Source organism: Gordonia hongkongensis (assembly GCF_023078355.1).
In the GTDB taxonomy this organism is placed as follows: domain Bacteria; phylum Actinomycetota; class Actinomycetes; order Mycobacteriales; family Mycobacteriaceae; genus Gordonia; species Gordonia hongkongensis.
On record NZ_CP095552.1, the window covers coordinates 4,253,020 to 4,269,216 of the forward strand.

The following is a 16,197-nucleotide window of genomic DNA, read 5'->3' on the forward strand; positions in this document are numbered from 1 at the left end:
GGCTCGGCGATTGTTTACGCCGCCTTACCAACGTGTGCGAGATAGGTGACAGAATAGCGCCACCGGCGCGCTCACCTGTTAACAAGGCGACCACGACCGCCGGATGACCACGACGGGGAGGGTGATCGGCCGAGCATGCCGCGCATCCGGAAAGTGCTTGTCATCGGTGTGGTCGCCGCCCTGGCCGCCGCGGGGGTCGCGCTCGGCGTGGACGTCGGGGCCGCCATTCGCGGGGAGCATCAGTTCTCCCGCGCCCTCGCCCAATCCCCCCGCGTGACATTCGATCCCGAGGTCACCATCGCGGGTTTCCCGTTCACCTCGCAGTCGTCCGCCGGTCACTTCGACGGGGCCACGATCGCCGCCCGCGGCGTCGAACTACCCGGATGTCCGCCCGCCCGCGGCGTCTGCCGCGGTGAGCTGGGTGCTTCTCTCGGCCCGTTCGACGTGGCCGACGGCAGCGGATTCTCGGCGAGTGATGTTCTCCACACCGGCTCGATCTCGGCGTACACCCGCCTCGATGCCGTCACCCTGGCCCGGTATCTGCGCATCGTCGACCTGACCGTCAGCACCCCGGGACCGGACGACACGGCGGGCGCAGGCGGGCCCCAGGACGGCATCGTCAGTCGCGAGAGCGGCGTCGTGCTCACCGGCACGGTCGCACTGCCGCCGGGCGACGGGCTCGATCCCGCCGACCCGCCGTCGGCGTCGTCCTACGACGGCCCCAAGGTGCGCGTGAGTGTGTCCGTCGACCTCTCGGTCGTCGACGGCGCACTGGACATCCGGGCGACCGGCTTCTACACCGGCCCCGAACGCCACGTCGACGCCGAGGTCCCGGCGGAATTCCGCGCCGCGGTGCTCGATCGGTTCAGCCTGACGCTCCCCCGCCTGCCGATGGCCTGGGATGTCGAACCCGATCGCGCGGAGAGTTTCGGCGGGGACGTCCAACTGGTCGGCGACTCCGGTCCGGCATCGGTGCGTCTCGACCGCTTCTGAGCAGTTCAGACCGTGTTCTCCCGGCCTCGGCGGCAAAGCACCCCGGCCGTTGGGGGCTCGATCGGCTCTGTTGTACCCTCGTGGGCATGCAGCAGCGCCGTGAGTACTTGCTCACACGACGCCGGGCGATCGACTTCTGTCGTGTCGCCGACTGCTGTTGTCGCACTCGCCGTTGACGGTGTGACCACCCGTGCTGCGTGAGCAGCCGGTCCGCCCACACCGTCGATGAGAACGGGGGCGTCTCCACCGAGGTCTGCGACCTCGTTCCCATGCGCCGTCACCCGTGCTCATCTCCCCGAGACGCGGGCATCCTTCCCGCGCCTCACCGTCTCCACCATCTCCATCTGTTCGACGACCATCACCGATCCACTCCGAAAGGACACCGCCATGGCACGTTCCGACGTCCTGGTCAGCACCGAATGGGCTGAGCAGAACCTCAATGCCGACAAGACCGTCTTCGTCGAGGTCGACGAGGACACCTCGGCCTACGACGGCGGGCACATCGCCGGCGCCGTCAAGCTCGACTGGAAGACCGACCTGCAGGATCCGGTTCGCCGCGACTTCGTCGATGCCGAACAGTTCGGCAAGTTGCTCTCCGAGCGCGGGATCGCGAACGACGACACCGTGATCCTCTACGGCGGCAACAACAACTGGTTCGCGGCCTACGCCTACTGGTACTTCAAGCTGTACGGCCACAACGACGTCAAGCTCCTCGACGGCGGCCGCAAGAAGTGGGAACTCGACGGGCGCCCGCTGTCCAGCGACGCCGTCAGCCGTCCCGCCACGACCTACAAGGCCGGCGAGCCGGATGTCAGCATCCGCGCGTTCCGCGATGAGGTCGTCGACGCCATCGGCACCAAGAACCTCGTCGACGTGCGCAGCCCGGACGAGTTCTCCGGCAAGATCCTCGCGCCGGCCCACCTCCCGCAGGAGCAGAGCCAGCGTCCCGGTCACATCCCGAGCGCGATCAACGTGCCGTGGAGCAAGGCCGCCAACGAGGACGGCACCTTCAAGTCCGACGAGGAGCTCAAGGAGCTCTACGGCGAGGCCGGACTCGACGGCTCGAAGGACACCATCGCGTACTGCCGCATCGGCGAGCGGTCGAGCCACACCTGGTTCGTGCTGAAGGAACTGCTCGGCCAGCAGAACGTCAAGAACTACGACGGCAGCTGGACCGAGTACGGCTCGCTGATCGGCGTCCCGATCGAACTCGGAGAAGGAAAGTAAGAGATATGTGTGCTGCACCCAAGCAGGGACAGAAGCTGCCCGCAGGCGTCGACGTGGAGAAGGAGACCGTCCTGACCGGACAGGTCACCGACGGCTCGGGTTCGCCCGTCGCCGGCGCCTTCGTGCGTCTGCTCGACTCGACCGGTGAGTTCACCGCCGAGGTCGTGGCATCGCCCACCGGCGACTTCCGTTTCTTCGCCGCCCCCGGCACCTGGACGCTGCGCGCCCTGTCCGCGGTGGGCAACGGCGACGTGACGATCAGCCCCGAGGGCCCCGGCATCCACGAGAAGGACATCACCGTCTCGAAGTGACGCCACGCTCGACCCGGCAGCCCGGTCACCGCACCCGCGGTGACCGGGCTGTCTCGTTCTCACCGCCCTGAGGAGGGAGCCCGCGACCGTCACCGCCCCCTGAGGAGGGAGCCTGCGACCGCCACCGCCGCCCCCTGAGGAGGGAGCCTGCGACCGTCACGAAGGGCCCACCCCTCGACGGCGCCCTGACCACGCCGGGGTTAGAATTTCCCTCGTGGTCCTCTTCTTCGAAATCCTGCTGATCCTGGCCGCTGTGCTGATCACCTGGTTCGGTGTCTACACCCTGTACCGTCTGGTGACCGACGAGTCGTGACGTCCTCACCCGGAGATCCGGCCGCGGACGGCCCCGCCGGCGCGGAGTCATCCGGTGACGGGTTCGCCGCCGACGCCCGCCGGTCGGGCGACGAGGCGATCAGTCAGGCCGAGGCCCGGGCGGTGGAGTCCGGCAGCCGTGAACGCAACGTCCCCACATGGGATGATCTGCCGCTCCCGGCCGACACCGCGAACCTCCGCCTCGGCGCGGACCTGCATCCCGGCCTCCTCGCACTCCTGCCGCTCGTCGGCGTATGGCGTGGCGAGGGCGAAGGCCACGATCCCCAGTCGGACACCGACTATCACTTCGCTCAGCAGATCGTCGTGTCCCACGATGGCCAGAACTTCCTCACCTGGGAGTCCCGCTCGTGGGTGATCGACGACGACGCTGCCTACCAGCGGCCCGACCTCCGCGAGTCCGGGTTCTGGCGGATCGGTGAGGACGACACCATCGAATTGCTCCTCGCCCACGCCGAGGGCTCGATCGAACTCTTCTACGGCACTCCCCTGAACCAGACCACCTGGGAACTCGCCACCGACGTCGTCATCAAGGCCGAATCAGGTCAACGCACCGGTGGCGCCAAACGCCTGTACGGACTCGTCGCCGACGGCGACCTCGCCTACGTCGAGGAGCGCGTCGACGCCGACGGGGACCTCACCCCACGGCTCTCCGCCAAGCTGCGCCGCCACGTCGGCTGACCCACCTCATCGACGGAACCCGCGGCAGGGACGCGCGCCCTGTTCCCGACGGCTCGCACATTCGCCCCGCTCGCTTCGCTCCCGGCGGCTCCCCCTGCTCCCTGAGGTGCGAGCGAAGCGCGCCTCGAAGGGCCGCCGATCCGAGAACGCAAGATACAGATTGCGTTTCGGCAGTGCGCTGTACACCGGCGCGCCGAGCATGACGACGACCGAACCGTAGGCGGTGACCTCCCCCGGCCGACCCGCCCAACCGGGATGCACGGTTCCCGACCTCGACATGTACGGTGCGTGCCCGGCCGTGCCGCCGCCCCGGCGACCGACGACCGAGAACACCTCGGCGCGGGCGGATTGCGGGGAGAGTTCGAAGACGGCACGCCCACCCGGTGGGCATTCGACGAAGGTGAACTCCGTGCCGGACCGATGGACCACCCCGATCCAGTCGCTGCCCGAGTTGCGTACGACGAACGTCGAGCCGCCCGTCCGGTACTGGTACGAGACACCGGCCGCCGCGGCATCGAGCATGTGCCGACCGGAGACACCGCCGTTCCACTCCGCGCTCCACGGGGTGAGATATCGCTGGTCGAGGAACTCGCGGCGGGTGGGGATCGGAACCGTCACCGGCATCACCCGCCCGTCGCGCACCCACACCGCGCCGTACAGAACCGGCCGGCCGGCAGCGGTGCGGGGGGCCTGGAGGTAGGTGAGCGAATCCACCTCCGGCAGAGCGATTTCCGAACCGGGAGTCAAGAGTTCGACATACGACCGGCCATCCTCGAGCAGGACCACGGCAGCCACGTCGTGCACACCGCGGTTGTGGACGGCGATGCGGTCACCGGGCTCCCGCGACAGGTCCTCGGCGTGGAACAAGCCGGCGGCGTGCGGGTCGGCGAACGCGAATCGGGGTGCCGACGCCGTCCCGAAGTCCGGGTCGCCCGGGGTCCAGTAGTTCTCGCCCACCACGGGTTCGATGCGATCGCGATCCTGCGTCCCGACCGCCGCGGCGACATGCATGGTCACCATGTCTTCTTCTCCCTCTCGACGCCCCGGCGGGCGCCGTGGACTGTGCTGTGCTCCCAGTCCAGCGGTTTCACGCCGCGGTTTCGCGAGTACTGCGCTACGCGAATCTCGTAGCGCTGCCCTACCTGCGCCCGGACCGGTTTCGGATGGAACCGGGACGCAGATCGAGTCGACGCAGCAGCTGTGCGTTCAACGCCACGACCACCGTCGAGGCGGACATCAGGATCGCGCCGACACTCATGGGCAGGACGAACCCGATCGGCGCCAGGATCCCGGCCGCCAACGGCACCGAGATGAGGTTGTAACCCGCTGCCCACCAGAGGTTCTGCGCCATCTTCCGGTAGCCGGCACGCGACAGCTCGATGACCGACAGGACCGATCGCGGATCAGAGGAGGCGAGGATGACGCCGGCCGAGCCGATGGCCACGTCGGTGCCGGCACCGATCGCGATCCCGACGTCGGCCTGCGCGAGTGCGGGGGCGTCGTTGACGCCGTCGCCGACCATCGCGACGCGACGACCTTCGTGCTGCAGGTCCGCGACAATGGCGGCCTTGTCCTCGGGCCGGACCCCGGCGTACACCCGGTCGATGCCCAACCGGCCGGCGACATCGTCGGCCACCGCCTGCGCGTCGCCGGTGATCATCACGACCTGCACGTCGAGAGCGTGGAGTTCGTCCACGGCCACACGCGACTCCGGACGGACCTCGTCGGCGAGCCGGAACGCCCCTACGACACGATCGTCGACGAGCACGTGCAGGATGATCGCCCCCTGCTCCCGCCACGACGACGCGACGGGCAGTTCGTCGAGGCCGTGCTCGGCGAGCAGGTTGGGTCCACCCACCCGGACCCCGTGGCCGTCGACGGATGCAGACACCCCCACCGCAGGCGACGAGGAGAAGTCCTGTGCGACGGGCAGATCGATTCCCTCATCTCGAGCGGCCCGCACGATCGCCGAGGCCAGCGGATGCTCACTGCCCGCCTCCGCGGCGGCCGCGAGGGTCAGCACTCGACGCCGGTCCTGCCCGGGAGCCGGTTCGAGCTCGAGGACGGTCGGTTCTCCCTTCGTCAGGGTGCCGGTCTTGTCGAAGAGCACGGCGTCGACGTTGCGCATCGACTCGAGGGCGAGCCTGTCCTTGATCAGGACCCCGGCACGCGCGGCCCGCTCTGTGGCGATGGAGACGACGAGCGGGATCGCGAGTCCCAACGCGTGGGGGCATGCGATGACCAGCACCGTGATCACGCGAACGACGGCCTCGTCGGGCGATCCGACCGCGGTCCAGGCGATCGCGGTGAGGACCGCGGCGCCGAGTGCGAACCAGAACAGCCACCCGGCCGCGGTATCGGCGAGTCGTTGGGCCCGTGACGACGATGCCTGCGCATCGGCGACGAGGCGTCCGATCCCGGCCAGCGCGGTGTCGTCGCCGGTCGCGGTCACGCGGACCCGCAGTCCGGAATCGGTCGCGACGGTGCCGGCGACCACGACGTCACCGACCTCCCGCCGAACGGGTGCCGACTCCCCGGTGACCATCGACTCGTCCATGCTCGCCGAACCGTCGACGATGGCGCCGTCGGCGGGCACGGACCCGCCGGGCCGGACGACGACCACGTCGCCGACGACCAGTTCCTCGGGAGATACCGAGATGATGTCGCTGCCCACGACCTTCTCGGCCTCGTCCGGAAGGAGCGCGGCGAGTGAGTCGAGAGCCGATGTCGTCCGGGCCAGCGAGCGCATCTCGATCCAGTGGCCGAGCAGCATGATCACGACGAGCAGTGCCAGCTCCCACCAGAAATTCAGGTGGTGGTCGAACAGGTGCAGCGTCGAACCCCAGGAGGCTACGAAGGCGACGGTGAGCGCGAGGGAGATCAGAAGCATCATCCCCGGGCGACGAGCTCGGAGCTCGGCGGCCGCGCCGACGAGGAACGGGCGCCCGCCCCACACATAGAGAACTGTGCCGAGCAGCGGCGACACCCACCGGACCCACTCCGCGTCGGGCAGACCGTAGCCGAGGATGTCGGCGAACATGTCGTTGAAGGCCACGGTCGGGACCGCCAGCACGAGCATGATCCAGAACAGTCGCCGGAACTGCGCGACGTGGTCGCCGTGGCCCGCGTGGCTGTCATGTCCGCCGTGGCCGGTGTGATCGGCGTGCTTCTCGTGGCCGTCGTGCCCGGGATCGACCTGGGGGCGGTGCGCGTGGTCGGCCGGTGCCGGCGTTGTCGGCGGATGGTCGTGGTGCGTGTTCATGAGGTCGAGGATATACCCCCCTAGGGTATGAACGCCAGGGGTACGTCTACCCTGTAGGGGTATTCCCGGAATGAACCCGTCAGCAGACATGGAACGGCCCCCGCACCGCCCTCGAAGGGCCTGTGCCGACCGGACCGGGTCGGGATACGGGGGCCGGGTGACCACCTGGTATTCGCTTGCGCCGACCGGCGGGAATCCCGCCTCGGTGCGACACGAATGCCACACGGTCAACTGCTAACGGATGGTCACCTCACATGTCCGATGAGAAATCACTATCAGACCACCTCCTTCCTTGTGTACCCGCGAACGTACGCCCGATTCGGGGGGGCCGCAACGGATTAAGGCGGTCAGGGAGTCGGCACCGGCGCCACGGACGGGCCGGGAGCCGGGGACGGCGCACCGGAGGGTGCCGAGCTCGGGCCGGGCAGCGGCTTCGCGTCGGGCGGCAATGACTCGACGACCTCGATCTTCGATCGGAACGTGTCGTCGGTGATCACCTCGATCGAGTTGATCATCCAACGGTCGCCCTCGCGTTTCATGTCGAAGGTCAGCCGCGACGGATTGATGCTCACGAGCTCCTTGTTGCCGCGGGTCACCGACTGGTTCATGAAGATCAGGACCTGCGAGGTGTCCTGGGTGTTGGTCACCACACCCGCGTCCTGGATCGTCACCTCGGACACCACCGACTGCTTGCGCACCTCGGCGGCGAGATTGTTGTCGGTGATCAGCTTCGTGTACTCCGGCTTCGCCGGCCCGGTGAGCACACTCATCGACTGGTCGATGTGCTCGGTGACGTTCTCGGCGTTGTACCCGAACATCGTCGTCGCGTAGTCCCGGGCCGCCGCCAGCGACGATGCGCGAGCGTCCTCGATCCCGCGGCCCTGGGTGAAGCGAAAGCCGAGAAATGCGGTCACGGCGATCGCGGCGACCAGCACCACGCCGAGTGCGATCAGACCCAGGCGCCCCTTGCGCAGGGCGAATCGAGATCCGGTCGACTTCGGCGCGGGCTCGGATCGGGGCGCGGACTCGGAGCGGGCCGACATCACGCCACCCACTCGAAGTCGGTCATCTTGAGGTCGCCGTTGATCCGCGTCATGTCCACCCGCCAGCGGAACACCTTCTCCTGTGACGGCACCTCGCCGTCGAGCGATCGCTGATGCCAGCCGAACACCATGATGACCGAGCCTTCGTCAGGTTCGGCCTTGGTCACCGCGGACGAGAGGATGAGCGAGCGGGTCTCGAGCTTGCCGTCCCGGACAAGGGCCGCCACCTGCTGGATGTTGTTCTCGACCTCTTGCTTGACCTTGCCGCTCGTGTCCTCCTGGACCGACGTCAGCGTCTGGTCGACGGTGTCGGGATTCATGCTGGTCAGGTTCACGAGAACCTGCGAAGCGAACGCGGAATACTCGGCCCGCAGGTCGTCGGTCCGGTCCTGACGCGCGATGCCGAGCGCGAACACCACCGATGCGATGGCGCACACGACGATGACCACAAGCGCCACGACAACGCCCACGACGGCGCGCGGTGAGCGACGCCCCGACCCGCGATACCTGATGCCGCGCTTGCGTTTCGGCGTGCCCGTGGACGCCGACGCCGCGGCCGTCCGGGCACGCCGGCGCTCCCGATAACTCACCGTCTTCTCGACCTCGGACGGGTCGGGCGCGATCTCCGCGGCGACGGACTCGGAATCCGGCGCGGTGTCAGCCGCCGGGGACGCCGTCGACGTCGCGTCCTGCGTCGGTTCCGCGGATGTCGGTGAGGCGCTGTCGACGTCTTCCGCCGCGGTGCCGGGCTCGTCGACCGGCGGCACCGGTGCGGCCGGCTTCGACGGCTTCTTGCCCGCCGGACGTCCACGCCGGATCGGCGCCGACCGCACGGGCCGCTTCGTATTCCGGCGATCGCCCGAACCCGCACGATCCGCGCCACTGCGATTCGGGGACGTCGTGCCGGGACCGTCCGGCGTCACGGGGTGACCGTCCCGCTGATCATCGTCTGCCATGTACTGCTCTGTTCCTGCTCATCGCTGCCGGCCCCGGCGTTGTACGTCTTGCCGTCGGGTCCGATGAAGTTGCCCGAATCCGGGTCGTAGGTCGTCGCATACACCGCGGGCTCCGCGTCGAAGTCCTTCGGTGTGCCCGGTGTCACGGTACCGGAGGACGCCGGCTGCCATTTCAGCCCGAAGGGCAACCCGCTCTGGAACGGGTCGACCGAGCCCGGTTTCGGTACGTAGCCTGTGGCACACTCTGCGGGGGTGGGTGCGCGACGGCCCGGAAACTCCGCGCACGGATAGTTACGCGCACCGCGGACGGCGATGTTGGAGTTCTGCGGCACCCGGCACAGCATTCCCGGCGGGAGCTCCCGGGCGGTCTGCACCGACGGCCAACGCCAGTCCTCCTTGGGGAGGAAACCGATGTTGCACGGCGGCCGGTCCTGGAAACCGAGCGAGAAGTTCACGTTCGGACCGAACCGGTTGGTGCCGGTGTTCACCGCCGTGATCAACGAACTGACCAGTCGCGGATAGAGAACGAGCACCTGCTTCCAGTTCGGCAGGTACACCACCTGGGTCTTGGCGATCGTACCGAGGTTCGACACGAGCAACGGGTACGACGCACCGAGGGATTCGAAGAGTTCCTGACTCTTCGACGCGGTCGACGGCCCCTTGCGCAGGATGTCGCCGATCTCGGGCCGGTTCGCCCGCAACTGATCGGTGAACGCGGTGACGTTTCTTGTCCAGGAACGGATGTCGTCGGCCGTACGTGACTGGGTTGCCAGCAGTGGTGCGCCCTGTTCGACGAGTTGGATTGTCGTGTCGGTGTTCTTGTTCGCCTCGTCGACGAACAGCACCATCGAGTCCAGCAGGCGCTGCAACGCCTCCCCGGTGCCGTTGAACGCGATGAACGCCTCGTCCATCAGCGACCGCAAACGGGTGTCACCGATCTCGGCCAGCAGGCGGTCGGCCTGGTCGAGCATCGCCGAGATCTCCACCGGGACCTCGTCGGTCGACACCGTCGCGCCGTCCTGCAGGTATTCGCCGGACTCGCCCGCCTCGGGATCCGGCGTGAACTCGACGAACTGCTCACCGATCGCGGAGACGCTGCGCACCGACGCGGTCGACGAAGCCGGGATCTCCGCGCTGTTCTCGATCGTCAGCACCGCTTCGACGCCGGTGTCGGTCAGCTGCACGGAGTCGACCTTGCCGACGTACACGCCGCGGTAGCTGACGTTCGCGTTCTGGTACAGCCCACCGCTGGTGGGCAGCAGCAGCTGCACCTGGTAACTGCCGACCCCGAACATCGACGGGATGCGGATGTAGAACAGCGCCATCACCACCATCGCGACCACGGTCACGATGGCGAAGATCATCAGCTGCATCCGGACGAATCTCGTGATCTTCATCAGCGGCCACCTCCCGCGGCCGGGACTGCCGCCGGCGTGGTCGGCGAGACCCGCGGGACCATGTTCGCCGGAATCGGTTCGGCCGAGTCGGGCACGCGTTCGCCGCCCGGTTGCAGGGGCGCGATGAACGGGTTCAGTCCGCGCGCGGCGGCGCCTGCGGGCCGTCCGAAGACGCCCTCGGGGCCGGTGACGCCGAGGCTGGCGAACATGCTCTTGCTCAGTCGTTCGACGGTGAGGTCGAGCACCAGATCGGAGTTCACGTAGTCACCCTTGACGATCTGTCGGATCGTCGGCTCGTAGAACGGGAAGGTCAGCAGGATGTTCAGCGATTGAGTCATCGCGGGACCCGCGGCCTGGAGCTGATCGAGGGCCGGTTCGATCCCCTCCACGATCGTCACGATGTCCTCGGAGTTGGCGTCGAGGATGTCGTTGGCGGTCTTCGACAGCGTCGCGACCGAACCAAGAGTGTCGAGGAACTGCTGACGCTGGTCGACGAGCAACTGCAGGATCTGCGGGGCGTCGGCGAGCGCCCGCTCGATGGTGCCCTTCTGCTCGTTCATGGTGCGCGACAACCGGTCGAGTCCCTCGGTCGCGCGGATGATGTTGCCCTTCTGCGCATCCAGATCGGCGACGAGGGTGTTCAACCGCGGGATGAGCTCCTTGATCTGCTCCTCGCGTCCGCCGAAGACGTCGCTCATCTCGTGCACGATGTCGCCGATCTGCGACAACCCACCGCCGTTGAGGACCACCGACAGCGAACTCAGCACCTGCTCGGTACTGGGGTAGGTACACGCCGACACCTGTTGTGCCGCATTGATGTCGGGCACCGCGGGCACCGACGGGTCGGTCACGATGTTGGACTGCTCGGGACACTTGGTCAGGGGGATCTGGTCGCCGGGTTCGAGCCGGCCGCCCTCGGGCTCGGCCGGTTGCACGATCTCGAGGTGCGTCGAACCCAGCACACTGGTCAGCCCGACCATGACATGCGAACCGCGCGGGACGATCACCCCGTCGTTGAGCCGCATCGTGACGAGCGCGTTCCAGTCCTGGACCTCGATGTCGCCGATGCTGCCGACCGTCGCGTCGTCGATGAGCACCGGCGCGTTGTTGACCAGTCCGGCCGCCGACGGGATGACCGCGGTGATCTCGTAGGATTCACCGCCGGTACCTTCGGCTCCAGGGACCGGGAGCGAGTTGGGGCCGTCGAAGGAACATCCGGCGAGGACGAGCGCGAGGCTCGCCGCGCCCACGATGAGCGAACCACGGGGTCGTACCGATCTCATCGCTCACCCCGAACGGCACCAGCAGATCCTCGAGCGGGCTGCCCCGGTTGTCACGACGGGTCTCGTTGTCGAGCCGGGTGACCCCGGCATTCGCACGAGCCCGGACGCTCGCGTTCTGGTACTCGAGCTGGCTCGGCGTGGCGTTGCGACCCTGCACCGGATTGGTCAGGAACGGTGGGTAGTTCATCGAGATCGACGACAGGACCGGAGCCAGGATCTCCACACACTTGTCGACATCCGCCATCGTCGATCCCGGCCGCTTGGTGGATTCCATGGTTCCGCACAACAGAGTGATGAGATTTGTTCCCATCCCCAAACCGAAGACACCCGACAGGGATCCCGAAAGCGGGTTGTAGATGTTGTAGAAGTTCGCGAGCTGGTTGGGCGCCGAATGCAACACGCCACGCACCTGTTCGTCCTTGTCCGCCACGATCTTCGTACTCGCGGCCAGACGCTCCACCGATGACGACAGCGCCGTCTGGTTGGTGTCGATGAAGGTCTGCACATCGGTCATCGCCGCGTCGAGACCTTTGAGCGCCTCATCGAGCTCGGTCGTGTTGTCCGCGAGCACGGAACTGACCGAGGCGATCCGGCCGTTGAACTGCACGAGTTGCTCGTGGCTTCCCGACAATGCATCGGTGAGTTTCTGAAGACTCTGGATGGTGGCGAACAGGTCGCCGCTGCCGGCTGCGAGGGTGCCGATCACGTCGGACACCTCCCGGATCGACGCGTTGATCGCCTCGCCGTTGCCCTCGAGATTCTCGTCGAAGACGTTCACCGCCTTGGCCGCCGAGCCCGGATCGGCCCCTTGCGGACCGATGGCCTCGGTGAGTCGGGTGAGCTGGGCCTTGATGTCGTCCCACTCCATCGGCACCGCGGTGCGGTCCATCGGGATGTCGGCGCCGTCGGACATCTCCGGCCCACCGGAGTAGACCGGCGTCAGCTGTACGAACCGACCGGAGACCAGGCTCTGCGCGACGATGACGGCCTTCGCGTCCTGCGGGATGTCGACGCTCTTGTCCACGCGCAGTTCGACTTTCACGTCGTTCTCGCGCGGGGTGATCGCGGAGACGCTACCCACGTTCACACCGAGCACCCGGACCGGGTCCCCCTTGTACAGACTGGCGACCCCGGCGAAGTAGGCGGTGAACGTATTCGTCGTCGACTTGGTGAACACCTTCCAGCCCACGAGGACCAGGGCGACCGCGAGAATCACGGCGAGTACCCCGAAGAGCACCTTGCGTCCGATGGACATACTTCCGACGGTCATGTCACCTCCCCCTCGTGGTCGGCGCGGGCGTGGGATAGGTCGGGCTGGGCAGTGGTCCGCGCGGCGTATCGCTACCCGCTGGAGGTCCCAGGCTCCAGCCCTGTGGAAGCAGCGGGTTGCCCGTGTACATCAGCGACTGCCACAGCTGCGGGTACCGACCGCGCAGGGCGTTGAGGAACACCGCGGTGTAGTCGCCGAAGGTGTTCACGCCGACGAGGGAATCGAAGTTCGGGCCCGACGCCACTGCTTCGCCGAGGGTGTTCGCGAACGGTCCGAGACGGTCGATCGTCTCCTTCAGCTCTTTCTCGTTGTCGGTGAGGATCGTCGCGACGCGGTCGAACTTCTGCAGCACGGGCGTCAGCTGCGCGTTGTTCTCGGCGATGAAGCCCCGCAGCTGAGCGGTGACGTCACCGATCCCCTTGATCAGCTGGTTGAGCGCGTAGCGCCGCATCTCGATCTCCCCGACGAGCGCGTTGGCGTCGATGAGCAACCGGTTGATCTGTTCGTTGCGGTCGCCGACGATCTTGCTCACCTGGTTGGCCTTGGCGAGCAGCGCCCGCAGTTCCTTGTCGCGGTCGGCGACCGCTTTCGACAGCCGCGCAACACCGTTGACCGCCCCCTGGACCTGATCCGGTGTCTCGGAGAACGTGATCGTCAGCGTGTTGAGCGCCTCGTTGAGCTGGTCGGTGTCGGTGTCGGCGACGGTGTCGGTCGCTCCTTCGAGTGCGTCCTGCAGCGAATACGGCGAGATCGTGTTGCCGACCGGGATCGAGCCACCGGGCTTGATCCGGTCGCCTCCGTGCGGGATGACCGTGAGATTGCGTCGGCCCAGGACGGTCTCGGTCCGGATCGCGGCCTGGGAGTCCGACCCCATCTCGACGGTGTCGTCCATGCGGAACCCGACCTTGACCTTGGTCCCGGCGTCGGTACCGGCCAATTCGATCGACTCGACCGTGCCCACCTGGACCCCGGACACGGACACGATGTCGCCCTTGGCGAGTCCGCCGGCGTCGTCGAAATAGGCACTGTAGGTGCTGATCGGCGAGAGATAGGGCAACTTGTCCATCTGCATGGCGGTGATCACCACCAGACCGATCACGACGATGCCGATGACGCCGACCTGGGCGCGGCTGCGCTGCCCGCGCTTCACCTCGCGGGCGACGTCGGCCTCGTCGGATTCGGATCTGCGGCTCGAGAACAGGCCCCCGAACGGAAGACTCATGAGCCGTCACACCTTCCGCCGGCCGTCGTGGTATTGCCCATCACGTTGTTCGACGTGTACAGGATCGTCTGGCCACCGGGCGCCGGCAGCATCAGCCGGATGCGGCAGAAGTAGAGTTGAAGCCACGCGCCGTAGGAGCCCAGGTTCGACAACGTCTTGTAGTCCTCGGGGAGTCGTGAGATCAGGTTGCGGACAAAGGGTTCCGCGGCCAGCAGCTCCTCCGAGACCCGACCGGTGTTGGTCACCATCGACTGCAGGGTCGGGCGGGTCGTCCCCAGCAGGTCGGCGAGACCGTTGGTGACACGGGAGGTCTGGGTCAGCGCGTTGCCGATGGTGCCCTTCTGCTCGGCGAGCCCGGTCACCAGTTGTTGCAGGAGGTCGACGCTGGTGTCTAGGCCCTCGCGGTCGCCGTCGAGCGTGGCGAGGGTCGTGTTGAGGTTGTCGATGACGTCGCCGATCAGTTCGTCGCGGTCGGCGAGCGTGTTGGTGAACGACGAGGTGTTCTCCAGCAGCGTGTTCAACGCGCCGCCCTGTCCCTGGAACACCGCGATCAGCGAGCTGGTCAGCGCATTGGCCTCGTCGGCGTCCAGAGTCCGGAACAGCGGTTTGAAGCCACCGACGAGCTTGTCGAGATCGAGCGCGGGCTCGGTCTGGGCGACCGGGATCTGGGCGCCGTCGGCGAGGAAGGTGGAGGTGTCGCCGGTCCCCTGCTGCAGCTCGAGATACCGGTCGCCGGTGAGGTTCTCGTATCGGATCAGCGCGCGGACCGATTCCGGTAGCGGATACTGCTGGTCGACGCTGAAGGTGATGACGGCGTCGTTGTCACGGTTCAGTTCGACGCCGCCGACGGACCCGACCTCGACGCCGGCGATCTTGACCTTGCTGCCCGACTGCATCGCCGAGGCGCTCGTGAAGACGGCGCTGTACTCGTTCGACGCCCCGGAGCGGTATCGGCTGAAGACGACCACCAGCGCCACGAACACCAGGACCATCACCACCGTGAAGGCGCCCAGCTTGATCAGGGTCGCGCGGAACGCGCGGGCGCGATTATCCACGGGGGGGCTCTCCGAACAGGATCTGGAACAGCTTCTGTGAGTTCGCCTTCGGCTTGGTTCTGGGTTGATAGGGCTGCGGCGCATTGTTTCCGACGTAGAACGGCGCGTGCACCTTGGTCGCCGGATCACCCAGCCCGCCCTGGCACGTCGGCGGGCCCTCTACCCCGACACGGGGCAGGTCGTACGGATATTGATACGGATCCTTGCCGGGGAGGATGCTCGCGTCGAGCATCAGCATGCCGTTGCGCTCACCGAGGAACGGTGCCGCGACCTCCGACGCGACCGCACTCGCGGTCAGGAAGCACTTGATCCCGGGCGCGTTGTAACCGAGCAGCGCGGCAATGGGATCGAGGTCGGACAGCGCACCGATGAGCGTGTTCTTCGACGGCGCGATGACCCCGTTGATGGTGTTCGCCATCCCGGTGGCATTGATGAGCAGGGCGTCGAGGTTGGACGTGTTGTCCACCAACGTGTTCCCGACGACGGTGAAGTTGTCGACGGTGCGCAGCAGATCCGGCATCGAGTCCGCGTACACGTTGGTGACGGTCGCACCTTCCCGGAACAGCCGGTTCAGCGCGGGCAGATGGGGATTGGTCTTGCCGAGCAGTGCGGTCAGCTGCTCGAGGGCGACGCCGATCTCCTCACCCTGCCCCTGCAGCGCGGTGTCGATCGCACCGAGCGTCGCGTTGAGCTTCTCCGGCTGCAGCTGTGCGAGCACCGAGACGAGCTGCTGGTACACGGTGTTCAGTTCGACGACGACGCGGTCGGCGGGGATCTCGGCACCCGCGGTCAGCGTGCCCTCCGGCTCGCCGGGCACCACGAAGTTGACGGCCTTGGCGCCGAAGATGGTGTTCGACTTGATGTCGGCGGCCACATTGGCGGGGATCTTCGCCATATCACCGTCGGCGATGTCGAGGGTGAGGATCGCGTCGCCCCCGCGCTCGGTGATCTCCGCGACGCGCCCCACCTCGACGCCGCGCAGCTTGACCTTGGCGTCGGGGTTCATCACCAGGCCGGCCCGGGGAGCCACGAGGGTGACCTGCTGGGTTCCCTGGAAAGCACCGAGGAACGACGCGCTGGCCCCGATGATCAGGGCCAGCAGCACCGCGACCATGACCACCGCCGCCGTCCGGCGGGTCGCCCGTGAACGCTCTTGTCTCCTGCTCA

Annotated in this window: 14 protein-coding genes; 4 read left to right on the forward strand and 10 right to left on the reverse strand. The window is 67.3% G+C overall.

Annotation, left to right across the window (positions count from 1 at the left end):
* The first annotated feature begins 135 nt into the window (after window positions 1-135).
* From MVF96_RS19180 to MVF96_RS19195, 4 genes are all read left to right on the forward strand, one after another.
* A complete protein-coding gene (locus tag MVF96_RS19180) occupies window positions 136-993 on the forward strand; it encodes an LmeA family phospholipid-binding protein (protein ID WP_247450073.1) in 858 nt (285 codons plus the stop codon).
* 387 nt (window positions 994-1,380) lie between these two features.
* Window positions 1,381-2,220 (forward strand): sulfurtransferase, encoded by an 840-nt coding sequence (locus tag MVF96_RS19185; protein ID WP_058253541.1) that lies wholly within the window; start codon window positions 1,381-1,383, stop codon window positions 2,218-2,220.
* A gap of 5 nt (window positions 2,221-2,225) precedes the next feature.
* Window positions 2,226-2,531 (forward strand): DUF1416 domain-containing protein, encoded by a 306-nt coding sequence (locus MVF96_RS19190; RefSeq protein WP_010840619.1) that lies wholly within the window; start codon window positions 2,226-2,228, stop codon window positions 2,529-2,531.
* Between the two features lie 309 nt (window positions 2,532-2,840).
* Window positions 2,841-3,542 (forward strand): heme-binding beta-barrel domain-containing protein, encoded by a 702-nt coding sequence (locus MVF96_RS19195; RefSeq protein ID WP_065629744.1) that lies wholly within the window; start codon window positions 2,841-2,843, stop codon window positions 3,540-3,542.
* 6 nt (window positions 3,543-3,548) lie between these two features.
* Here MVF96_RS19195 and MVF96_RS19200 read toward each other — a convergent pair whose 3' ends face one another.
* From MVF96_RS19200 to MVF96_RS19245, 10 genes are all read right to left on the reverse strand, one after another.
* Complete coding sequence (locus tag MVF96_RS19200; protein ID WP_247450074.1) at window positions 3,549-4,562, reverse strand: hypothetical protein; 1,014 nt, start codon at window positions 4,560-4,562, stop codon at window positions 3,549-3,551.
* 118 nt (window positions 4,563-4,680) lie between these two features.
* Window positions 4,681-6,804 (reverse strand): heavy metal translocating P-type ATPase, encoded by a 2,124-nt coding sequence (locus MVF96_RS19205; RefSeq protein ID WP_247450076.1) that lies wholly within the window; start codon window positions 6,802-6,804, stop codon window positions 4,681-4,683.
* A 347-nt stretch (window positions 6,805-7,151) separates the two neighbouring features.
* Complete coding sequence (locus tag MVF96_RS19210) at window positions 7,152-7,847, reverse strand: hypothetical protein (protein ID WP_247450077.1); 696 nt, start codon at window positions 7,845-7,847, stop codon at window positions 7,152-7,154.
* Complete coding sequence (locus MVF96_RS19215; RefSeq protein WP_065629746.1) at window positions 7,847-8,770, reverse strand: prolipoprotein diacylglyceryl transferase; 924 nt, start codon at window positions 8,768-8,770, stop codon at window positions 7,847-7,849. Before MVF96_RS19215 ends, MVF96_RS19210 begins: the two co-directional genes overlap by 1 nt.
* On the reverse strand, window positions 8,767-10,200 hold the full coding sequence (locus tag MVF96_RS19220; protein ID WP_205334170.1) for an MCE family protein: 1,434 nt from the start codon (window positions 10,198-10,200) through the stop codon (window positions 8,767-8,769). The genes MVF96_RS19215 and MVF96_RS19220 overlap by 4 nt, the downstream gene beginning before the upstream one ends.
* Window positions 10,200-11,450, reverse strand: a complete 1,251-nt coding sequence (locus MVF96_RS19225) for an MCE family protein (protein ID WP_247450079.1) — start codon at window positions 11,448-11,450, stop codon at window positions 10,200-10,202. Before MVF96_RS19225 ends, MVF96_RS19220 begins: the two co-directional genes overlap by 1 nt.
* Entirely contained in the window at window positions 11,356-12,753 is a 1,398-nt protein-coding gene (locus MVF96_RS19230; RefSeq protein WP_247450080.1) for an MCE family protein, read from the reverse strand. Before MVF96_RS19230 ends, MVF96_RS19225 begins: the two co-directional genes overlap by 95 nt.
* Before the next feature lies 1 nt (window position 12,754).
* The gene (locus tag MVF96_RS19235; RefSeq protein WP_065629747.1) at window positions 12,755-13,975 is read right to left on the reverse strand and encodes an MCE family protein; all 1,221 of its coding nucleotides are present in this window, start codon (window positions 13,973-13,975) and stop codon (window positions 12,755-12,757) included.
* On the reverse strand, window positions 13,972-15,030 hold the full coding sequence (locus MVF96_RS19240; RefSeq protein WP_065629748.1) for an MCE family protein: 1,059 nt from the start codon (window positions 15,028-15,030) through the stop codon (window positions 13,972-13,974). The genes MVF96_RS19235 and MVF96_RS19240 overlap by 4 nt, the downstream gene beginning before the upstream one ends.
* Window positions 15,023-16,144 (reverse strand): MCE family protein, encoded by a 1,122-nt coding sequence (locus MVF96_RS19245; protein ID WP_065629792.1) that lies wholly within the window; start codon window positions 16,142-16,144, stop codon window positions 15,023-15,025. Before MVF96_RS19245 ends, MVF96_RS19240 begins: the two co-directional genes overlap by 8 nt.
* Between the last annotated feature and the right edge of the window lie 53 nt (window positions 16,145-16,197).

Bases quoted from the DNA above. Each gene is read 5' to 3' on its own strand.
- MVF96_RS19190 (WP_010840619.1), top strand. From the start codon at position 2,226: ATGTGTGCTGCACCCAAGCAGGGACAGAAGCTGCCCGCAGGCGTCGAC.
- MVF96_RS19210 (WP_247450077.1), bottom strand. From the start codon at position 7,847: ATGTCGGCCCGCTCCGAGTCCGCGCCCCGATCCGAGCCCGCGCCGAAG.
- MVF96_RS19235 (WP_065629747.1), bottom strand. From the start codon at position 13,975: ATGAGTCTTCCGTTCGGGGGCCTGTTCTCGAGCCGCAGATCCGAATCC.
- MVF96_RS19245 (WP_065629792.1), bottom strand. From the start codon at position 16,144: ATGGTCGCGGTGCTGCTGGCCCTGATCATCGGGGCCAGCGCGTCGTTC.
- MVF96_RS19220 (WP_205334170.1), bottom strand. From the start codon at position 10,200: ATGAAGATCACGAGATTCGTCCGGATGCAGCTGATGATCTTCGCCATC.
- MVF96_RS19205 (WP_247450076.1), bottom strand. From the start codon at position 6,804: ATGAACACGCACCACGACCATCCGCCGACAACGCCGGCACCGGCCGAC.
- MVF96_RS19230 (WP_247450080.1), bottom strand. From the start codon at position 12,753: ATGACCGTCGGAAGTATGTCCATCGGACGCAAGGTGCTCTTCGGGGTA.
- MVF96_RS19180 (WP_247450073.1), top strand. From the start codon at position 136: ATGCCGCGCATCCGGAAAGTGCTTGTCATCGGTGTGGTCGCCGCCCTG.
- MVF96_RS19200 (WP_247450074.1), bottom strand. From the start codon at position 4,562: ATGGTGACCATGCATGTCGCCGCGGCGGTCGGGACGCAGGATCGCGAT.
- MVF96_RS19185 (WP_058253541.1), top strand. From the start codon at position 1,381: ATGGCACGTTCCGACGTCCTGGTCAGCACCGAATGGGCTGAGCAGAAC.